12 protein-coding genes and 3 pseudogenes are annotated in these 17,399 nt (G+C 36.9%); 10 read left to right on the forward strand and 5 right to left on the reverse strand.

Annotated features, from left to right (window positions below):
- Positions 1–46: 46 nt before the first annotated feature.
- From AB4503_RS23345 to AB4503_RS23355, 3 genes and pseudogenes are all read left to right on the forward strand, one after another.
- A pseudogene (locus AB4503_RS23345) lies at positions 47–1,077 on the forward strand (IS630 family transposase).
- 359 nt (positions 1,078–1,436) lie between these two features.
- Complete coding sequence (locus AB4503_RS23350) at positions 1,437–1,598, forward strand: diacylglycerol kinase (RefSeq protein ID WP_102333505.1); 162 nt, start codon at positions 1,437–1,439, stop codon at positions 1,596–1,598.
- A gap of 5 nt (positions 1,599–1,603) precedes the next feature.
- Positions 1,604–1,993 (forward strand): IS30 family transposase, encoded by a 390-nt coding sequence (locus AB4503_RS23355; protein ID WP_267868993.1) that lies wholly within the window; start codon positions 1,604–1,606, stop codon positions 1,991–1,993.
- 285 nt (positions 1,994–2,278) lie between these two features.
- On the opposite strand, the gene mrdA is transcribed toward AB4503_RS23355, so the two are convergent.
- Positions 2,279–4,165, reverse strand: coding sequence for a penicillin-binding protein 2 (gene mrdA / locus AB4503_RS23360; protein WP_102333503.1), 1,887 nt, complete (start codon positions 4,163–4,165; stop codon positions 2,279–2,281).
- A gap of 191 nt (positions 4,166–4,356) precedes the next feature.
- A complete protein-coding gene (locus tag AB4503_RS23365) occupies positions 4,357–5,652 on the reverse strand; it encodes a dicarboxylate/amino acid:cation symporter (protein ID WP_086714200.1) in 1,296 nt (431 codons plus the stop codon).
- Positions 5,653–6,215: 563 nt separating this feature from the next.
- Here AB4503_RS23365 and AB4503_RS23370 point away from each other — a divergent pair.
- The 5 genes and pseudogenes from AB4503_RS23370 to AB4503_RS23390 all read left to right on the forward strand — a co-directional run bounded on the left by AB4503_RS23370 (position 6,216) and on the right by AB4503_RS23390 (position 10,555).
- Positions 6,216–7,141 (forward strand): annotated as a pseudogene (locus AB4503_RS23370) (alkene reductase).
- A gap of 206 nt (positions 7,142–7,347) precedes the next feature.
- On the forward strand, positions 7,348–8,139 hold the full coding sequence (gene trpC / locus AB4503_RS23375; RefSeq protein WP_086714121.1) for an indole-3-glycerol phosphate synthase TrpC: 792 nt from the start codon (positions 7,348–7,350) through the stop codon (positions 8,137–8,139).
- Between the two features lie 704 nt (positions 8,140–8,843).
- Positions 8,844–9,569 carry an EAL domain-containing protein gene (locus AB4503_RS23380; RefSeq protein WP_086714120.1) on the forward strand — a complete coding sequence of 242 codons (726 nt, stop codon included), beginning with the start codon at positions 8,844–8,846 and terminating at the stop codon, positions 9,567–9,569.
- Positions 9,570–9,630: 61 nt separating this feature from the next.
- Positions 9,631–10,200 (forward strand): AbiV family abortive infection protein, encoded by a 570-nt coding sequence (locus AB4503_RS23385; protein WP_229647824.1) that lies wholly within the window; start codon positions 9,631–9,633, stop codon positions 10,198–10,200.
- Positions 10,201–10,228: 28 nt separating this feature from the next.
- The gene (locus AB4503_RS23390) at positions 10,229–10,555 is read left to right on the forward strand and encodes a hypothetical protein (protein ID WP_229647823.1); all 327 of its coding nucleotides are present in this window, start codon (positions 10,229–10,231) and stop codon (positions 10,553–10,555) included.
- Between the two features lie 694 nt (positions 10,556–11,249).
- Here AB4503_RS23390 and AB4503_RS23395 read toward each other — a convergent pair.
- Complete coding sequence (locus tag AB4503_RS23395; protein ID WP_228761174.1) at positions 11,250–12,176, reverse strand: LysR family transcriptional regulator; 927 nt, start codon at positions 12,174–12,176, stop codon at positions 11,250–11,252.
- Between the two features lie 152 nt (positions 12,177–12,328).
- On the opposite strand from AB4503_RS23395, the pseudogene AB4503_RS23400 reads away from it, so the two are divergent.
- Together AB4503_RS23400 and AB4503_RS23405 are read left to right on the forward strand one after the other, a co-directional pair.
- A pseudogene (locus AB4503_RS23400) lies at positions 12,329–12,837 on the forward strand (transposase); the annotation flags it as partial.
- A 280-nt stretch (positions 12,838–13,117) separates the two neighbouring features.
- On the forward strand, positions 13,118–13,888 hold the full coding sequence (locus AB4503_RS23405) for a TerC family protein (RefSeq protein ID WP_086714118.1): 771 nt from the start codon (positions 13,118–13,120) through the stop codon (positions 13,886–13,888).
- 770 nt (positions 13,889–14,658) lie between these two features.
- Here the strand turns inward: AB4503_RS23405 and AB4503_RS23410 are convergent.
- Together AB4503_RS23410 and AB4503_RS23415 are read right to left on the reverse strand one after the other, a co-directional pair.
- On the reverse strand, positions 14,659–15,885 hold the full coding sequence (locus AB4503_RS23410; protein ID WP_086714117.1) for a tyrosine-type recombinase/integrase: 1,227 nt from the start codon (positions 15,883–15,885) through the stop codon (positions 14,659–14,661).
- Between the two features lie 530 nt (positions 15,886–16,415).
- Positions 16,416–17,375: a peptidoglycan DD-metalloendopeptidase family protein gene (locus AB4503_RS23415; protein ID WP_229647822.1), complete on the reverse strand. Its 960-nt coding sequence runs from the start codon at positions 17,373–17,375 to the stop codon at positions 16,416–16,418.
- Between the last annotated feature and the right edge of the window lie 24 nt (positions 17,376–17,399).

The following is a 17,399-nucleotide window of genomic DNA, read 5'->3' on the forward strand; positions in this document are numbered from 1 at the left end:
TTGAAGATGCTTGATTTTAGCCAAAATGAGGATCATGCTAGGTGACATGAAAATAACTCTATCCAATGAACAAAAGCTTACGCTGATTAACCAACATGATACAACTCGTGATGATCGAGTTCGCGACCGTATCAAAGCTGTTATTCATGCCAGTAACGGGTGGAGTCCTGAAGAAATTGCCGATGCACTACTTATCCATGAAACAACGGTTAGACAGCATCTCAAAGATTACTCGCTATCGAACAAGCTCAAGCCTGAAAACGGTGGCTCAAAAAACTACCTATCTCAGCAGCAAACCCAAAGTTTAATCACACACCTAACCGTGCACATCTATCATCATACGCGTGAGATTGTTGCTCATGTTTTCACAGTTTATCGAGTGCAATATAGTGTTGCAGGGATGAACAAGTGGCTTCACCAAAATGGTTTCAGCTACAAGATGCCCAAAGGCGTACCTCATAAATTCGATGAAACCAAACAGAAAGCTTTTATTGAGGCTTATGAAGCGCTCAAAGCAAGCTGTAGTAAAGATGAATCGATTTTATTCATTGATGCCGTCCATCCTACTCAAGCAACCAAAATATCACATGGTTGGATACGAACAGGGCATGATAAAGCCGTTGAAACAACGGGAAGTCGAAGTCGTCTCAACCTCATTGGTGCTTTGAATCTTAACGACATTGGCGGCACTATTATTAATGATTACGAGACCATAAACAGTGAAAGCATCGTTCGATTTTTCTGCCAAATTAGAGAACGTTATCCATTGGAACACAAGCTCCACATTATCTTAGATGGTGCGGGGTACCATCGTAGTGATTTAGTCAGAAATGCTGCTTTTGTCTTGAATATTAAGCTTCACTACCTTCCACCTTATAGTCCAAATCTAAATCCAATCGAGCGGCTTTGGAAGGTGATGAACGAATATTCAAGGAACAACGTTTATTTAAAAACTAAACGGGAATTCAGAGAAGCAATCGAGAATTTTGCACCGTGACTCTTCCAGAGATCGCAAGCTCTTTGACGTCTCGAATAAATGATAATTTTCAGGTGTTCAAGCCAGCATCTTCAAGTTGATTGGGTATAGTACCTGGTTACTCAACGACTAACCGAAGCTGTTTGATGATTGGTTTCATAATAAAAATTCGAAATAGGTGAACTAATTGATATCAAACAATAATATTTGAATTAGTGGCTGGTTTATTATCTATTTAACTTATTTAAGGGAATATATGAGATTAGATAAGGGGGCTCTAGGTTTAAACCGATTCGAAAAATTAGGAGAGAACTTAGAGGTGTCTTGCTGTCCTTATGGATTTTTCCGTCGCTTACAAATTAGCACTTTTTATCATATTGATGATAGGGTTTTTCTATTTCAGTCAATGGTTAGATTTTAGTTTGGTATTCATTGCGACCGTATTAGTCCAGTATCAGAAATGTTTAATACCGCCATAGAAGCACTATGTGACTTTGTTGAATTAAATCAAAATATTAAAATAGGTCGAATCAAAGATGTTTCTTCTGCCGCAGTAGGTGTAAGTATATTTGTATCGTTTATAATAATCGAAGTATGTCGAGTTTTTTCTAGAGTTGTTTGATTGACATGGGCAATAACGTTTCACTCGATAGATTTTTAATTTTCAGAATTTACATTATCGCGGTTGAGTGTTTAAGAATAATAATGTGCATGATAACAAGAATAGGTTCTTGCCTGACCGCCGATAACGGTAGTGAGTTTGCGAACCACAAAGAGATAGCAACAGCATTAGACGCTGAATTTAACTTTGCTCATCTATGCGGTTCATTGGAGCGTGGATCCAATGAAAATACAAATGGACTCCTTTGTCAGTATGTTCCGAAAGGGAAAAACATAAGAGAAGTTGGCGATGATGTTATCTTGTTTGCTATAGCGAGGATTAACTATAGGCCGGAGAAGTGTTTGGGTTTTAAGCAACTTGCGGTTATATTCAAAGAAATTTGCATGGCTGCTTAAATGGCGAAGTGTCGCACTTAGGACTTGAATACGGGCTATTATTTTTGTCATAAAAACTAATGCCCTAATTCATGTAGCCCCCTAACTACTAAAATCAGATTTCTGCTAAGGGGGTATTTACACTTGTCGGTACAAAAAGCTCAAATATTTGTTGTTCCACCCTGCTTATCGGTGGAGGAACGTTCGTACTAAGAGAAAGTAACATCGATACATATTGAAAGATAGTAAATAGCTTTTCGTTATTTCTACAGCTATAGACGATTAACAACTTATCACTATCACTATCTATTGAACGTCATTCTTCTGATTGTCGAAAGCGAAATCTAATAACTTTCTTATGTAAGGCGCACCTACTTTAGAGCCGCCATTACCATTTTCAATTACGACCGTTGCGATATACTGTGGGTACTCGTACGGTGCAAATGCAGTATATAGCGCTTGGTCATGTAAGCTCCTCGCAAGTTTTTTAGAGTTATAAACCTGGCCTTTCGCAAGATTGAAGACTTGTGCAGTTCCGGATTTACCACCACTTATATATTCTACATGCTTGAAAGCATTTCTAGCGCTACCACGGCTACCATGGTTTACCAGACGCATTGCGTTAAGTGGAATATCCCAAACTTTATTTGACACTTCCTTCATGACTCTTATCGGTGCCTGTACAATTATCTTTTGTGTACTAAAACTTTCTCCATGGTTTAACGTTGCTTTAAGTAAATGTGGAGCTGTAACCTGGCCACGATTAACCAAGATGGATGTAGCTTTCGCAAGCTGAAGAGGAGTGGAGGTCCAGTAACCTTGACCAATTCCTACTGGAATAGTGTCTCCTTGATACCATGGGATACGATAACGATCCAGTTTCCATTCTCGAGTCGGGAGGTTAGCGGTACTTTCTTCATAAAGGTCGATTCCTGTCGGTTCACCAAAACCAAACCGTTTCATCCAAGAAGATATTCGGTCTATACCTAAATCAAATGCTGTTTGGTAAAAGAATGAATTGACTGATTCTTCTATAGCTTCGGTAACGTTTACTGGACCGTGCCCCCACCTGTTCCAGTCTCGCCACACTTTCGAGTTTGGTGCAGATCCCGGGATTTTCCATTTACCATGATTATCGCGAATCGTGTTGTTAGAAATTACACGTTCTTGCAAACCAGCGATGGCCATAAAAGGTTTTATTGTTGAAGCTGGAGGGTAAACGCCTAATGTAGCTCGGTTAATCAATGGACGGGCAGGGTCATCTAATAATTTTTGGTAGTTTTTATTAGATATCCCATCGACAAAAAGATTTGGGTCATAGCTAGGAGCTGATGCCATCGCTAATACGCTGTTGTCTTTTGAGTCTAGTAGGATGGCACTACCTGTATGCGGAGCTAGTTGATGAAATAAGTAATTTTGTAGTTCCAAGTCGATGTTTAGAACGATATCTTTACCTGGTAATGCCGGTATGTATTTAATTGTTCTAACGATGCGGCCTTGGCTCGTGACTTCTACTTCTCTGTACCCTTTTTTACCGTGAAGTAAATGTTCATAATATAGTTCGACACCAAGTTTCCCAATCACTTTAGTTGCTTGATAGTTAGCCACTACACCTTTTTTATCCAGTTTTATCAATTCGTTATTGTTAATCCTTCCCACATAACCTAACACATGAGTAAGGACTTCACCATGAGGATAAAAGCGTTTTTTTCTGGCTTCGATAGATAAACCGGGAAATTGATATTTACGAACCGAAAACTTCGCGACCTCTGTTTCATTCATGTTTTCTAAGAGCGTCACCGATTCAAAGGAACGTTTGTTGTTTAAGCGGTGTTTGAAGTTATTGATTTTTTTTGTATCTAGGACTATGAATTTGCTAAGCCTTTGTAGCATCAATTCTACATCAACTGTTTGCTCTGGAATCAATGTCAAAGTATATGTGATCTTATTTTCGGCAAGTAAAGAACCGTTTCGATCATATATTAATCCACGTGTAGGAGCAATAGGAAGTAATTTTATTCTGTTACCATCAGCTAATGCTTTATAACGTTCAAAATTTATCACTTGGAGCCTGTATAAATTCCCAATTAAGATTAAAGTGAGAAAGATTATTCCAGAATATACAACAATTATTCTGGTCCTGAAAATACTAATTTCTCTTTTATGATCACGAAGCTTTATTTTTTTTATTATTCATATCAAACTCGACCTTCTATATATTAGAGGCTTTTATATTATGTATGAAACATGTAATTTTTCATTGGTTTGAAGTTATGTTTTATTTTATAGGATGCACTCGTTTATATAGATTGAATTTAAACTTAGTTTTTAGAAGCCTGATATTATTACCAGGCTTTTTTTTTGGAAATAGAACGAGGAATGATTTAGGAGTTATTTCGTATTGGGTGTTCAGTTAAACCTGCCGTTGGATCATTGAAACGAGCTTCGTCTAATGCTCCTTCAGATTTTGCGACAATAATTGTTACTGCGCTGTCGCCTGTAATATTTACCGCTGTACGAATCATATCCAGAAGGCGGTCAACGCCCATAATTAGCGCTATTCCTTCTAAAGGTAAACCTACTTGATTTAATACCATTGCTAACATGACCAACCCAACACCAGGAACGCCGGCTGTACCAATAGATGCTAGTGTAGCAGTCATGATTACCATTAGATAATCGCCCATTGTTAAATCAATATTAAACGCTTGAGCTATAAATGCAGTAGCAACGCCCTGCATTATTGCAGTACCGTCCATATTTACAGTTGCACCTAAAGGTATTGTAAAGGAAGATACTCGGTTTGCTACGCCCATGCGGTGTTTTGCAGTTTCCATTGTTACCGGAATAGTGGCATTAGATGATGCTGTCGAAAAAGCAAACATGATCGCATCTTCCATTTTTCGCAGAAACAAAACAGGATTCAAACCTGTAAAGCCTTTTAACATTAAGCCATACGTTACAAGACCATGTAAAATTAAGGTTCCGGCTAGAACTAAAAAGTATTCAGCAAGATTGAGTATTGCGCCAATACCCAAGCCACTGAACAGTTTTGCCATCAAGAAAAATACACCATATGGCGCTAGATTCATCAGTAAAGCAACCAACTTCATTATTACTTCATTTAAGTTGGAAAATAATTCAGCAATTTGTTTGCCAGGTTGGCCTGAAATGCTAATGGCTATGCCAAACAGGACTGCAAATACGATAACTTGCAGTGTATTACCCTCAGCCATGGCGCTTATTGGGTTAGTTGGAAACATGTCGATGATCACTTGGCCTAAAGACGGCGCTTCTACCGATTTAAATGAACTAGCAGCTGTGAGATCGGCACCGGATCCCGGTTCAAACAATACGCCCATTGTAAGTGCGAGTGTAATCGCGATAGCAGTTGTTGCTACATAGAAAACTAAGGTTTTCCCTCCCATTCTTCCTAATGTAGATATGTCTTTTAAGGAACTAGTACCACAAACGAGTGAAACAAATACTAGTGGTACAACTAACATTTTTAAACTAGCAACGAAGATTTGCCCCCCGACTTCGAATAGTCCATTTACAATATAGGAATCAATAAACTCGTTATAGGAAAAAAATGTGCGAATTATAAATCCTGTCAAGACGCCTATAACCATCCCTGATATTACACGGCCGGTTAAAGACATCTGCTTGTTAGTTTTCATGAAGATACTCCATTATGTTGAAATCATTTAAAAATGGTTGAGAATACAGTAGGTGGAAATACATGCTCAGTTGTGGACTTGGTGAGAACCACTACTAAAAATTTTAACAAATAAACTATAAAATCAGGTATTTACTTTCAGTTAATATTAAGATTATCAATTTATAAAAATAATGATGTTAAATCTTTTCCCCTGCTATTTTTCTTGTTTAGAAAAATTTCAGTTAAACTATATTTTTGATGTCGGGAAATATTGATTTTATCAATTTATCTATATTTATATTTATATGTTTATGTAAGTTATAAAAGTCCATGTTAAGCTAACCCGGTTTTATCTGGTTTTCAATACTTTGATTGAGTCTCGGTGGGACTTTGTGTTTATACTATAATTATGAAATAATTTATAATTATCTTGGAATATAAATGGTACATTTAAAATTATTTTTTATGTCAATTTAATAATAGGCATTTAAATTTTTGATATTAAAAGAAAGGATTGATATGGTTGATGTGTTATTGCATCCTATTAATTTAGGTTCAATTGTTTTAAAAAATCGTATCGTTATGCCACCTGTAGCATTTTCTGAAGCCACTAAATCCGGAAACTTCGTTAACGATATGATGGCAACATATTATTCTCGACGTTCATCTGCGGGATTGAGAATCGCTGTGGGAAATCTGTTTTATCCGAAAGAACAAGAGTATTCGTTGCCTTCTGCTCTCGATACTCAAGAACAGATTATGGAATGGAAAAAAATCACTGATTCAGTTCACAAAAGTGGTGGCGTGATTTTCGCTCAATTATGGTACGGTGGTCACCCCGAAAATATCGATGGTGGACAATCTATTACTTCTTCCGTAGTCAAAAAAGATAGTGTTAAGGTTTTTGTTGATACTAAAAATCGTAATCAGGAGTTTGTCGGGGCAGCAATACCAAAAGAAACTACAAACAGTATTTTCGACATCGCTGAAAAGTATCGACAAGTTGCTTTGACTGCTATGACGTCTGGCTTTGATGGTGTCGAACTACATGTAGAAAATGGCTATTTCGCTCATCAATTCATAGAATCAGAGGGCAATACCTTCGTTTATGAGTATGAAGGTTTTACAGAGAATCGCCTGCTTTTTTGAATGTGGTTGTTGATACTCTTATTAGTGCTATAGGAAAAGACCGTGTAGGGGGTCGCTTGGCTCCATTTGCACCTCTAAACGGAGCTGTCGATAAAAATACAGCAAAAACTTATATATCAGCAGTTAAATCTCTCAATAAATCGCGAGTTGTCTATATTCATATAGATGAATTTGATTCGGGTGATGACCCAGCAATCCCTATAGAGTTTAAAATAGCTATTCGAGATTTATATAAAGGAATAATAATTTCTACTGGTCGATATCATTCCGAACAGGCCAGAATAGCAATAGAGTCTGATTTAACTGATATGGTAGGGTTCGGTCCACTGTTTATGCCCCCCCTCCAACTTACTGAATAGAATTAAGAATAATTAGAAATTTTGTAAATATAACTCTAAACTTTATTCACAATTGGTAGAATAGGATTGGTTGATTATTTTTTATTTTATTAAATTGATATTTATTAGCATCTTACGGTACATATGACAACTAATGATGATTTGATTTTATGTTAAAATGGTTTTTATATGGAAACTACTATGGATTATATTAAGGAAACGTTATTATGGATATACTTAAAAAGATAGAAAATTATAAGCTTGAAGAAATTAAGGTCGCGAAATTAACGCGTCCAGAAAAAGAGGTTAGGGAAATAGCTCTTGACCAGCCACCAACGCGTGGGTTCGTCAAAGCATTAATGAACAAAGAACAACAAGGAAAGTTTGGTCTAATTGCAGAAATAAAAAAAGCCAGTCCGTCTAAAGGGTTGATTCGGTCAGATTTTAATCCGGCAACATTAGCAGATGGTTACGAAGTAGGTGGTGCTGCTTGCTTATCAGTTCTGACGGACACGCCAAGTTTTCAAGGCTCTTTAGATTATTTGGCTCATGCGCGCCAAGCCTGCAAGTTACCTGTGTTGCGAAAAGATTTTATATTTGATTATTATCAGATATATGAATCTAGAGCTTGGGGAAGCGATTGTATATTGTTAATAATGTCCGTTTTGAGTGACTCGCAAGTTAAAGATTTCGAAGGTTTGGCTATTGAACTTGGGATGGACGTACTAATTGAAGTTCACAATCAAGAAGAAATGGAGCGAGCATTATTGTTAGAGTCTCCTCTGTTAGGGATAAACAACCGTAACCTCAGAACTTTTGAGGTGAACCTCAACGTTAGTGAGCATTTGTCAAAAATGACGCCCAAAAATAAATTGTTAGTTAGTGAAAGTGGTATTTTTACTAATGACGATTGCCTGAGACTAAGAAAATCAGGTTTTAATAGTTTTCTAGTGGGGGAGAGCTTAATGCGGAAAGATGACGTAGCACATGCAGTTAAAGAGTTAATTGAAGGTATCTAAAGAATTATTGTTGCTCTATGAGAAGTCGATTATTATTTGTACAAAGTATGATTTCTAAAGATTATTTTAAACAAACGTATAACGATAGCATCAGTTTTTTGTTGGCTTTTAAAACCACCGTCTATGCCGGTGGTTCTTACTTTTAGAGGAAATAACCACCATAAGTGCAGATGTGGGAGGCATGGCCCGATCAAAGGAGAGTGGCATTCTTTTGATCGAAACTTTATTTTCTAAGCTTACCTAATTAATTACTTTACGATTCATAATTTATCTCACTATCGTTGGTTATCATGTTTGGATTGCTTTTAGTGCAGTCTCGATTGCTAGGCTCACAATGGACGATAATCTTGTTCAGCAAGCCACCGAAAAACTTTGATAATGTAGCTGCTATTTCTCTTCAGCTTGACTAGATCAGCGACTTACCGTTATCTATAAACCAGCCTTGCTGTTAACGCTTTGTGCCACTTCTCTGGTTAGAATAGGAACCTTATTACTTGGTGGAGTGTTTTCGATGTTGTCAAAATGGTTGTTTATGGCTTTGCAAGTTAATATTTCAAACGTTCATTTTTTATGTATCAAGTTTTGAACTCTAATTAGGTCTTGTTAGGACTAAGAGAATTGTATTTCTTTAAGTTCTATCAAAGAAGTTAATAGGTTATTGTAAGTACAACTATGATAATTTTTTTAGAGGTGCATTCATCATAATGAATGACTTGGTCTTTTTTTATCAACCTAAGGTAGCTGCTAAGAAGGACGGTACTTTCTCCATATACGGCTATGAGGCTTTGTTACGCTGTAAAAAAAATGGGGTTTATAATGTTCCCCTTGATATACTTGAAAAGTGTAAAGATAACTATGAGTTTGATATATTCATTATTAGGTTGTTAAGAGATAGCCTAAAAAAAGAGAGTTGTTTCTCAAATAAAAACATCAGTGTAAATGTACACCCTTCCTTTTTTGAATTTTTTAAAATTTCAGAAAACAAAATTTTTGATGGTTTTAATTGTGCTAGTTTGGATCTTGAATTATTAGAGAGCTCAAGAGTAAACGATTTTTCTAAAGTAAATAAAGTTATGAATTTCCTGACCTCAGAATTTCCCTTTATAAGGTTAGCTCTTGATGATTTTGGAAGAGATTATACATCCTTAGAAAGAATAATTAATATTGAGAATATTAATGTAATTAAGTTGGATAGATTTTTAACCAATGATATTTTAAAATGTGAAAAAAAAAGAAAAGTTTTAAAGTGGCTTGTCGAGTTTACGCATAAAGAGTTAAATATTGAAACAGTTGCTGAAGGGATCGAAGATGAAAAAGTCCTAAAATTTTTATTAGATTTGGGTGTGGTTAATTTCCAAGGTTTTGTCTTTGGGAAGCCAATGCCTATTAATGAAATAAATAATTTTAATCTTTCATTAAGAAATGTTTGACTTTTTTATATGAAATTTTTAATTAGTGGGATCTTTTTGGAACGTTTATTATTAGGAAATAATGGCTAGTGTTATGAAGCATTTAAGTCGTAAAGAGTATAATTTGGCAATCTTTTACGTTGGTGAACTGATAGAGTCAGCTTACGTACTTTTTCTTTCGAAGAAGTATGTATCTAGTTCTATTATTCTAAGTTCAGTATTTGACGAGATATCGAAGATTAAAAAATGGCAAATTGAAATATACGGAGGTTCAAGTGTAGAAGAGCAACGTATAAACTTAGTTAAGAGCACCAAAAAACATGATACTTTGCTCGGTCTTAACTCTAGTGTGGCTAAAAGATTAGCATTAATTATTAGTGATGATCGTGTGAAAGACATTTTTCATAGATACGCATTAGGGGTAAATTTTGATAAGGAAATATTAACTCTTAATAGAGATAAGGATGGGTTAAATTCACCTTTGGATAAATTTGATATTATATTTACTGCTGAGTATTTTATTACAGTAATTAGTGTGTTTAGTAACGAGTTTTGGGGGGTTACATCCGAGTCATCAGTTATTTGTGACTCAATTGATAGTTTGTATAAAGAGGTTGAATTATGGTTAAAAAGCGCTAGAGATAACGGATAATTTGACATTTTATTTTATGGGGTTAATTTTGGGAAGTGGACAATATTTTTGTAATGCCACCAATTTTGATTTAGGGACTGTTATTATATCAAATGGTATAAATGGTTTGTTAGATAGAAATATAGGGGCAAACTTGTGGGTAATTTTTCAACGTCATCGAAATGCTGATTGGGGGCTAATTGATACAAATAGTAAGATCGAAAACGACCTTTCGACACATCGGGGCGGCGTGATCATGTCAAAATACAATTTTTGTAACGATATAATATCAGTAGTGACTAACCAAGATAGTATGGAAACTACAGTCTCTTTGTTTTCTGAGATTAGAGAACTACACGAAAATCTGAATAATTAATGATTGAAAATATAAATTAATCACGATAAAAATATGAAAATAAAGCTAAAGCCTTACTTACTCAAGTATATGGGATTATTATTACTCATTCCACTAATCTCTTTAGCTAAATAATATTTAGGCGAGACTATGATTGTAACTGCCAATGCAGGTCCAAGTGTTGATATTAATAAGGCTCCTGCCATAATGTCGGTGATTGATGTTCAAGAATAAAGGAAATACCATTTAATACTGTTACTTCTTAAGCTTAATTGACGGCTTTGATCTTTCCCAGTTCCAATTGGAGAAGAGAAAATAGATTGGGCGCGAGTTCAGACTTCTATGTCAAGATAGAGGGAGGCATAAAAGTATAGCTATCGTTATATTAATAAATAGCAATGCTCGAATGAAGTGAACTTTATTTATCAAGAGCATGACTATACCACCAAGCTCTTATCAGCACAGAAAACCATTTATTAAATTGTCACACGTAAAAATTGAGGCCTGAATGTGGGGCTCTAAATTACTGTATTGAAAAATCCTGTTTAATATTAAAAAATTATCGCAGCTTCTCTATCAAACGACAGCTAATAAGATTTTAAGAGATAATAGTTATGGATACTATTGGGAGCCCACTTTATTTGGGTTACCAGTAAGTGGGCTTGATAGAGAAATATATAACGTTGTACAACTATTCTTACTAAAAATGAGTGGTTTATTCGTCTAATGAAGCATTGAAAATATTTGGGTGAGAGCTCGCTAAAGCCACGAGTTCATCTATGATGACTCTAATTTTTGGTAAAATATAAGGTGTCTTAAGCCAAATTACACTTATTGGTGAACTTTCACCTGAGATATTTTCCAATACCGGGGATAAATGTCCTTTCTCAATATGCTCTTGAACTAGCCAGACAGGTAATTGCGCTAAACCCGTGCCAGATAAAGCTGACTGTAAGATACCTTCGCAATCGGCTATTTCATGGCGGGCATCAATATGAAACGATTCATTCATACCTTTTTTATTCTTTAATAACCAACTATGCCTTTGTCCTATAGGCCAACCGACGATGCAATCGTGTTGGGCGAGATCCTCTTTTTTGGTAATACGCTCTCGAGTAGCTAAATAAGAGGGTGAAGCGCATATCACCCTTTTTTGCTCCCCAATTTTACGCGCAACAATATCGCCTGAGTTTTCTAAGTGGCCAACTCGAATCGCAAGATCAATCCCGTCGCTGACTAAATCAGTAGGACGGTCATTAAAGGTGATTGATAAATCTAATTGCTCGAACTTGGACGTTAATTCTAGCAACTTGGGCAAAATTGCTCTTCTACCGAGAACAGCTGGTAAGTCGAGACGAACACGTCCAGAAGGCAGTAATTGTTGGTTGTTTAATCGCTTTTCAGCTTCCTCTAAAATCGTCATTGCCTTAAGGCAATCTGCAAAATAAGAATCTCCATCATTGGTTAATGCGATGCGTCGAGTCGTTCTATGCAGTAGTTTTGTACCCAGTTGCTTCTCTAGTCGAAGAACGCTTTTACTTAAGGCTGAGCCTGTCATACCGAGAGCTTGGGCCGCAAGCGTAAAACTACCTAGTTGAGCTACTGTAATAAAGTGGCGAATTTCAATAATATGGCTTTTCATTATACCATTAATTCCCATGTTGACTTTGTATTTATAATTATACGGACTTAATTGGTGTCTGTGAATTATTTAATTTACTCATGTCGGTTTAGGATGAAAATCAGTTATCTTTCTTACACAAATAACAACAATATAAATAGCTTCATTCGATTCTGACTTTTTGGAGTGATGAAGAGGTGATAATCAGGTGGGCGCGAAGTAAACCGAATAAGCGCTGGAGATCACGTCGGTACAGTGATTTGGCCATCACGACAACGCTTTTAGTGAAACGAGTGTTTTCTATGCCACTGAGATCTCTGCAAGGATTTATCGAACAAAGCAAGTTGAGGTCTCATTTAAGACTAAAACGAGAGGAGCGATACCAACACCTAACCATTGATGCAACTGGCCTTAAGGTTTATGGCGAAGACGAATGGAAAGTCAAAAACACGGGATGGATGGCAAGCGTAGAGTTTAGCGAAAGCTTCATATTGTAGTCTAGACAAACACTCATGAAATTATTGCAGCTAAGCTAAGTTTATCGACGGTTACAGATGGAGAAGCACTCCCGAACTTACTTAAACAAACACACCGAAGCATCCTTGAGGTGTCTGGTGATGGCACTTACTACACGACAGCTTGTCACGCTGCGATTAAGATTAAGAGAGCCGTATTGGTTCTATGACCCCTATGTAGCTCTGTGGCAAAGTTGTTGATTTAAATCATTAGGTCGATCTATTGGGTCTTCATTGGACTAAGTGTTGTGATTTTTATTGTCTTAATCGAGGTGCGTGAATAAGCTATTATTTAGCTGAGTTATTACTGGTTGTTTCTATTATTCGTAACGAAAAGATATTAGAAATTAATTTTTAACCGTTAACAAAGAGGTAATTTATTTCTATGGACGACTCCTTTAGGTGCCGTTGTATTCAATCGTCTTCTTTTATTGAGAGGGCAAGACAATGTTAGAACTCTTTCTACAACCCGAAATCTGGGTAGTATTTACAACCTTACTGATTCTTGAAATCGTTTTGGGTGTCGATAATGTTGTCTTCATTTCTGTTCTGTGTGAGCGACTTCCCGTAGAGCAGCGTAAAACCGCACGTAATTTGGGGATCGGTTTAGCCGTTTTAACCAGAATAGGTTTGGTCTTTTCTATTTCTTGGGTGATGTCTCTTACTCACCCTTTGTTGAGTTTAGCCGATTTAACGTTCACCGGACGAGATATAATTATGATTATGGGCGGTGGATTCTTGTTGGTTAAAAGTGGTAAAGAACTTTGGTCATGGTTGAAGCATACACCATCGTCTTACTCAACTCGTGCCAAGGCTGGACTGGCTGTAGTACTCCTTCAGATCGTAGCGGTAGATGCCGTTTTTTCAATGGATTCAGTTATAACCGCTGTTGGTTTAACGTCTGAAATACCTGTTATGGTAGCTGCTATTTTGACTTCCGCTGTTTTTATGATTTTGACCGCGGAAAAAATAAACAATTTGGTTGTGCGTTATCCCGGGTTTAAGACACTGGCTTTATTGTTTTTGGTTCTCTTAGGCGGATTGTTGATGGCCGAAGGGTTAGCAATTCATATTAATAAAGGTTATGTATACTTTGCTATGGTGTTTGGTCTTGCGCTTGAATTATGTCATATACAAATAAAAAACAAACAAAAGAGAACGTTAATTATCCATCGCATTAAAGTACTTAAGTCTAAAGCGAATCAGATGACGTTATAATAATATAATTTTCTGCATTGACGAGGTTATCAAGTAGAAGTGGAATTGACTACGACTCATTCCACTTAACTGATTGAACTTATTTTTGGTGGGGTGTTCAATAGACTTAGGTTCTAATTTAGGCCGGTTTTTCTTTGTTTACTGGAGACAACCCATTATTTATTTAATATGGCAGTTGTCGGTGCAGTAACTTATAGGTAGTAATCAAAGTCTCTTTTTACCATAATTTGTGTTCGGTGTTCTTGGTATCCACTTGGTCTTCTAGCTTCTATACCCGATTTAGATAATAAGTGCGACATTCATGAAAAGGTGTAGAAGAGGCAGCCAACTGCTGAAAATGGTATGCTCTTCTCGCCAAAGAAACAAGAAGTACTACCATGAGTTTCTGTCCTGTTAATGCTATGCTATTTGACGTGTGGACGCATATTGAACATTGCGCTCAAGCCTTAAGGCATAATAAAATGGTGTGCGGAATTATTTTCCCACGTTAGTTTCGTTTGCTTAAGTTATTGTCCTTTGGACTAGCGTTCAAACAGTTTTGGTTTTTCAGAGGAAGTTGTTTCCCATTTTCTTTACGTACATTAAATGTGTTTGCGGGCATAGATTAGTAGTTGCCATATGGCAGAACCATCCTAAGCTCGCTTATATAGTTGCTTAATTTACCTGCAGACGTTGTTGGGTCACTCCAGCTATTCTCTATGTTTTGGCCTCTTTAAAATAGAGAGTGCTCCCGAAAGTTAACTAGAGTTATTAAATTTCAACCACCTCATTTACGTTATTCTATCGCTGCTATGCGCTTGCGTTATATACTCACTCCACCAGCGCATGAGCACTTTCCTTTTTTCGAAAAAGTCAGATCTGTTATAACTTGCTCTTGTCGTATTTTTGTCCATGTGTGATAGGCAAGCCTCAATATGAAGCGTATCGTACCCTTGTTCATGTAACGCGGTAGAAGCTATGGACCTCAATCCATGTGCTACAAGTTCATCTTTGAACCCTAAACTACGCTTCAAAGCTGCATTGGCCGTATAGATACTTATATGACTGTTTGGGTCTCGTTCTCCCGGGAAGATGAACTCCTTATTTTCACTTTGAATTCTAATGTATTTAAGAATATCTATTGCTTGTTCGGTTAGAGGTACTTTGTGTTCACGCCTACGCTTCATTTCTTCAGCAGGTATAGTCCAGCAATTATTTTTAAGATCAATATCCTTCCAGCGCGCTCTGGCCGCCTCTTTTGGGCGAGCGATGGTATGTAACTGCCACAGTAGAAGTAGTTTGGTTTTATCTTGGATGTTTTCGTTCTGTGACAAGCGAGACAGAAATTCGCCTAAAAGCTCTGGGCGTATAGTGGGCATGTTTTCAACTTGGTGTTTCTCAAACGAATGGATCATTTTTGTTAGGGGATTAGCTGCTATGACGTCGCTTGCGACAGCGTATTCCATTATTTGATTTAGACTTTGGCAAATTCTTTTAATAGTTGATAGTTTACCGTCGGTTTCCAATGGTCTCAGTGTTTCAATAGCATAACGTCGACTGATCTCACTTATGGGAAGTGCGCCTAAATGGTCGAATACGTATTTCTCCAATGTTCTCCAGGTTCGTTCTGCATGAAAGGGGCTAACAGATTTACGTTTTCTTTCAAACCACATCGTTGCAACAGCAAGAAAGTTATCGTTGTGCTTACGCAGCTCTTCAATTCTCTTATCTTCTTTAAGGCGCTTAGGGTCTAAACCTTCCGCAATTTGTTTCCGATACTCTGCTGCTTCTAATTTGGCGGCTGCCAGTCGTAAAGAAGGATAGGTTCCCATCGAAATTTTGGTTACTTTTCGCGTTACAGGGTGACGATATTTAAACTGCCAGGCTTTCGTTCCAGTTCCTGCACTAGAGCGTTTAGGTCGAATACGGAGCTGTAAGCCCTCTTCAACAGTGTAGGTATATTCCTTGTCTTTGATAACGAGCGCTTTTATTGATGTATCTGTAATCCGTTTAGCCATAATCATAATCACATAGATGAGAAAATAGAGACCATTGTATAGCAAACTAGTCTGGTGGGGTACCGGGTGGGGTACCAAAATGTTGAATTGGAGTGGGATTTACTGGAATGTCCTGGGATGGTTTCTCTATTTAAATGATTGATTTTGTGTTGATTTTGGTATTTATTGGTTGTTCTTGGAATTTTAATTCAGTTGACCCGGAAACCATTGAATAGACATAGAGATAAACCTTGATAAATATATTTGCTGCACATTGTAAGGGTTCGATAGGGCGTGTAAAGCGCTATATCGCCTAGAAGAACTACAGAAAAAGACATTTGCGCAAAGATTCTTGGGAGTTCAATTGAAATTGACTATTAAGTTACAATTTAGAACGCAGTACTTATGCGGCTAAGCCTTTGATTCAACTGCTAACAACTTGAAATGAGTTAGTGAGACAACGCGTTATCTGAGTCTCCTATTCAGAGATAAATAATGCGAGTATTTGCTTGGTTTGCCTCAAAGGCAAATCGAATATTACTAGGGGAACTCTATGTTGGAGGTTGGTTTGATTGTACAGATTGAGCTAGGCTTTTTATTAGCTGCTTACGTTCAGCTTGAGCAATGTATATAAATTGGTCGTTGTAGCTTTTGTCTGCGTTGATATATTGTTCGAAGTTAACTGGTACTCCAGCAACCGAAAGCTCTAAATGCAAGTGAGGTCCAGTTGTTCGGCCTGAATTCCCAGTAAGACCGATTATCTGACCTTTAGTGATGTATTCCCCAGCTAAGACATGTCTTTCTGAAAGATGAAGGTAGCGCGCATAGTTTCCATCAGTGTGTTTTATGGTTAAATAGTTACCTGCGAAACGGTTATATCGAGACTTCAAAACGACACCGTTGGACAACGAATGAATCTCTGTGCCAATAGGTGTCGCGTAATCCGTTCCAAAATGAGGTGCAATTCGATTCGTTATAGGGTGTTTCCTGTTTAAATCGAATGATGAACTCACTCGATAATGCTTAGCAAGAGGGAATACATAGTCATTGTTTATTTTATATCCATTTTCGTTATAGATATTATCATCCGCCCCTCTCATAGCAAAAAATTCTATATCACTACCTAAATAGTAAAAAGCACTGACATATTCTGTTTTTGTACCATCATGTTGGGTTTTTATTGAAAACTTATCACCGTTGTTAACTGATTTAATAATGTCAAAATTATCACCTAATAGACTCAATAGTGATTTTAATTCATTGTTCGTCAAACCAGAGGATAGTATAGAACTGACAAAAGAGTATTTCACAACCCCTGAAACCATTTCAGATGTCGGAGCTGGGGTTGGAATATGAATGCTTTTGGGCTTGGCTATTTTAGGTGCCTGTTTTTTATCAGTATTTGAATGATTGTAGCTTAGCGATATGGCTGTTGAAACGATCAAAAAAACCATCAAAAGGCCAAAGGAAAGGGTACGGCGACTTAAATGGCTATTTATTTTCAAATACATAAATTATCAATAAAATTCGGTTAA

The organism is Vibrio sp. 10N.222.55.B11 (assembly GCF_041473705.1).
In the GTDB taxonomy this organism is placed as follows: domain Bacteria; phylum Pseudomonadota; class Gammaproteobacteria; order Enterobacterales; family Vibrionaceae; genus Vibrio; species Vibrio crassostreae_C.

What these genes read in the sequence shown, in the direction of transcription:
- AB4503_RS23395 (WP_228761174.1), bottom strand. Translation starts at nt 12,176, where the DNA reads ATGAAAAGCCATATTATTGAAATTCGCCACTTTATTACAGTAGCTCAA.
- trpC (WP_086714121.1), top strand. Translation starts at nt 7,348, where the DNA reads ATGGATATACTTAAAAAGATAGAAAATTATAAGCTTGAAGAAATTAAG.
- AB4503_RS23385 (WP_229647824.1), top strand. Translation starts at nt 9,631, where the DNA reads ATGGCTAGTGTTATGAAGCATTTAAGTCGTAAAGAGTATAATTTGGCA.
- AB4503_RS23380 (WP_086714120.1), top strand. Translation starts at nt 8,844, where the DNA reads ATGAATGACTTGGTCTTTTTTTATCAACCTAAGGTAGCTGCTAAGAAG.
- AB4503_RS23415 (WP_229647822.1), bottom strand. Translation starts at nt 17,375, where the DNA reads ATGTATTTGAAAATAAATAGCCATTTAAGTCGCCGTACCCTTTCCTTT.
- AB4503_RS23355 (WP_267868993.1), top strand. Translation starts at nt 1,604, where the DNA reads ATGGGCAATAACGTTTCACTCGATAGATTTTTAATTTTCAGAATTTAC.
- AB4503_RS23365 (WP_086714200.1), bottom strand. Translation starts at nt 5,652, where the DNA reads ATGAAAACTAACAAGCAGATGTCTTTAACCGGCCGTGTAATATCAGGG.
- AB4503_RS23350 (WP_102333505.1), top strand. Translation starts at nt 1,437, where the DNA reads ATGTTTAATACCGCCATAGAAGCACTATGTGACTTTGTTGAATTAAAT.
- AB4503_RS23410 (WP_086714117.1), bottom strand. Translation starts at nt 15,885, where the DNA reads ATGGCTAAACGGATTACAGATACATCAATAAAAGCGCTCGTTATCAAA.
- AB4503_RS23405 (WP_086714118.1), top strand. Translation starts at nt 13,118, where the DNA reads ATGTTAGAACTCTTTCTACAACCCGAAATCTGGGTAGTATTTACAACC.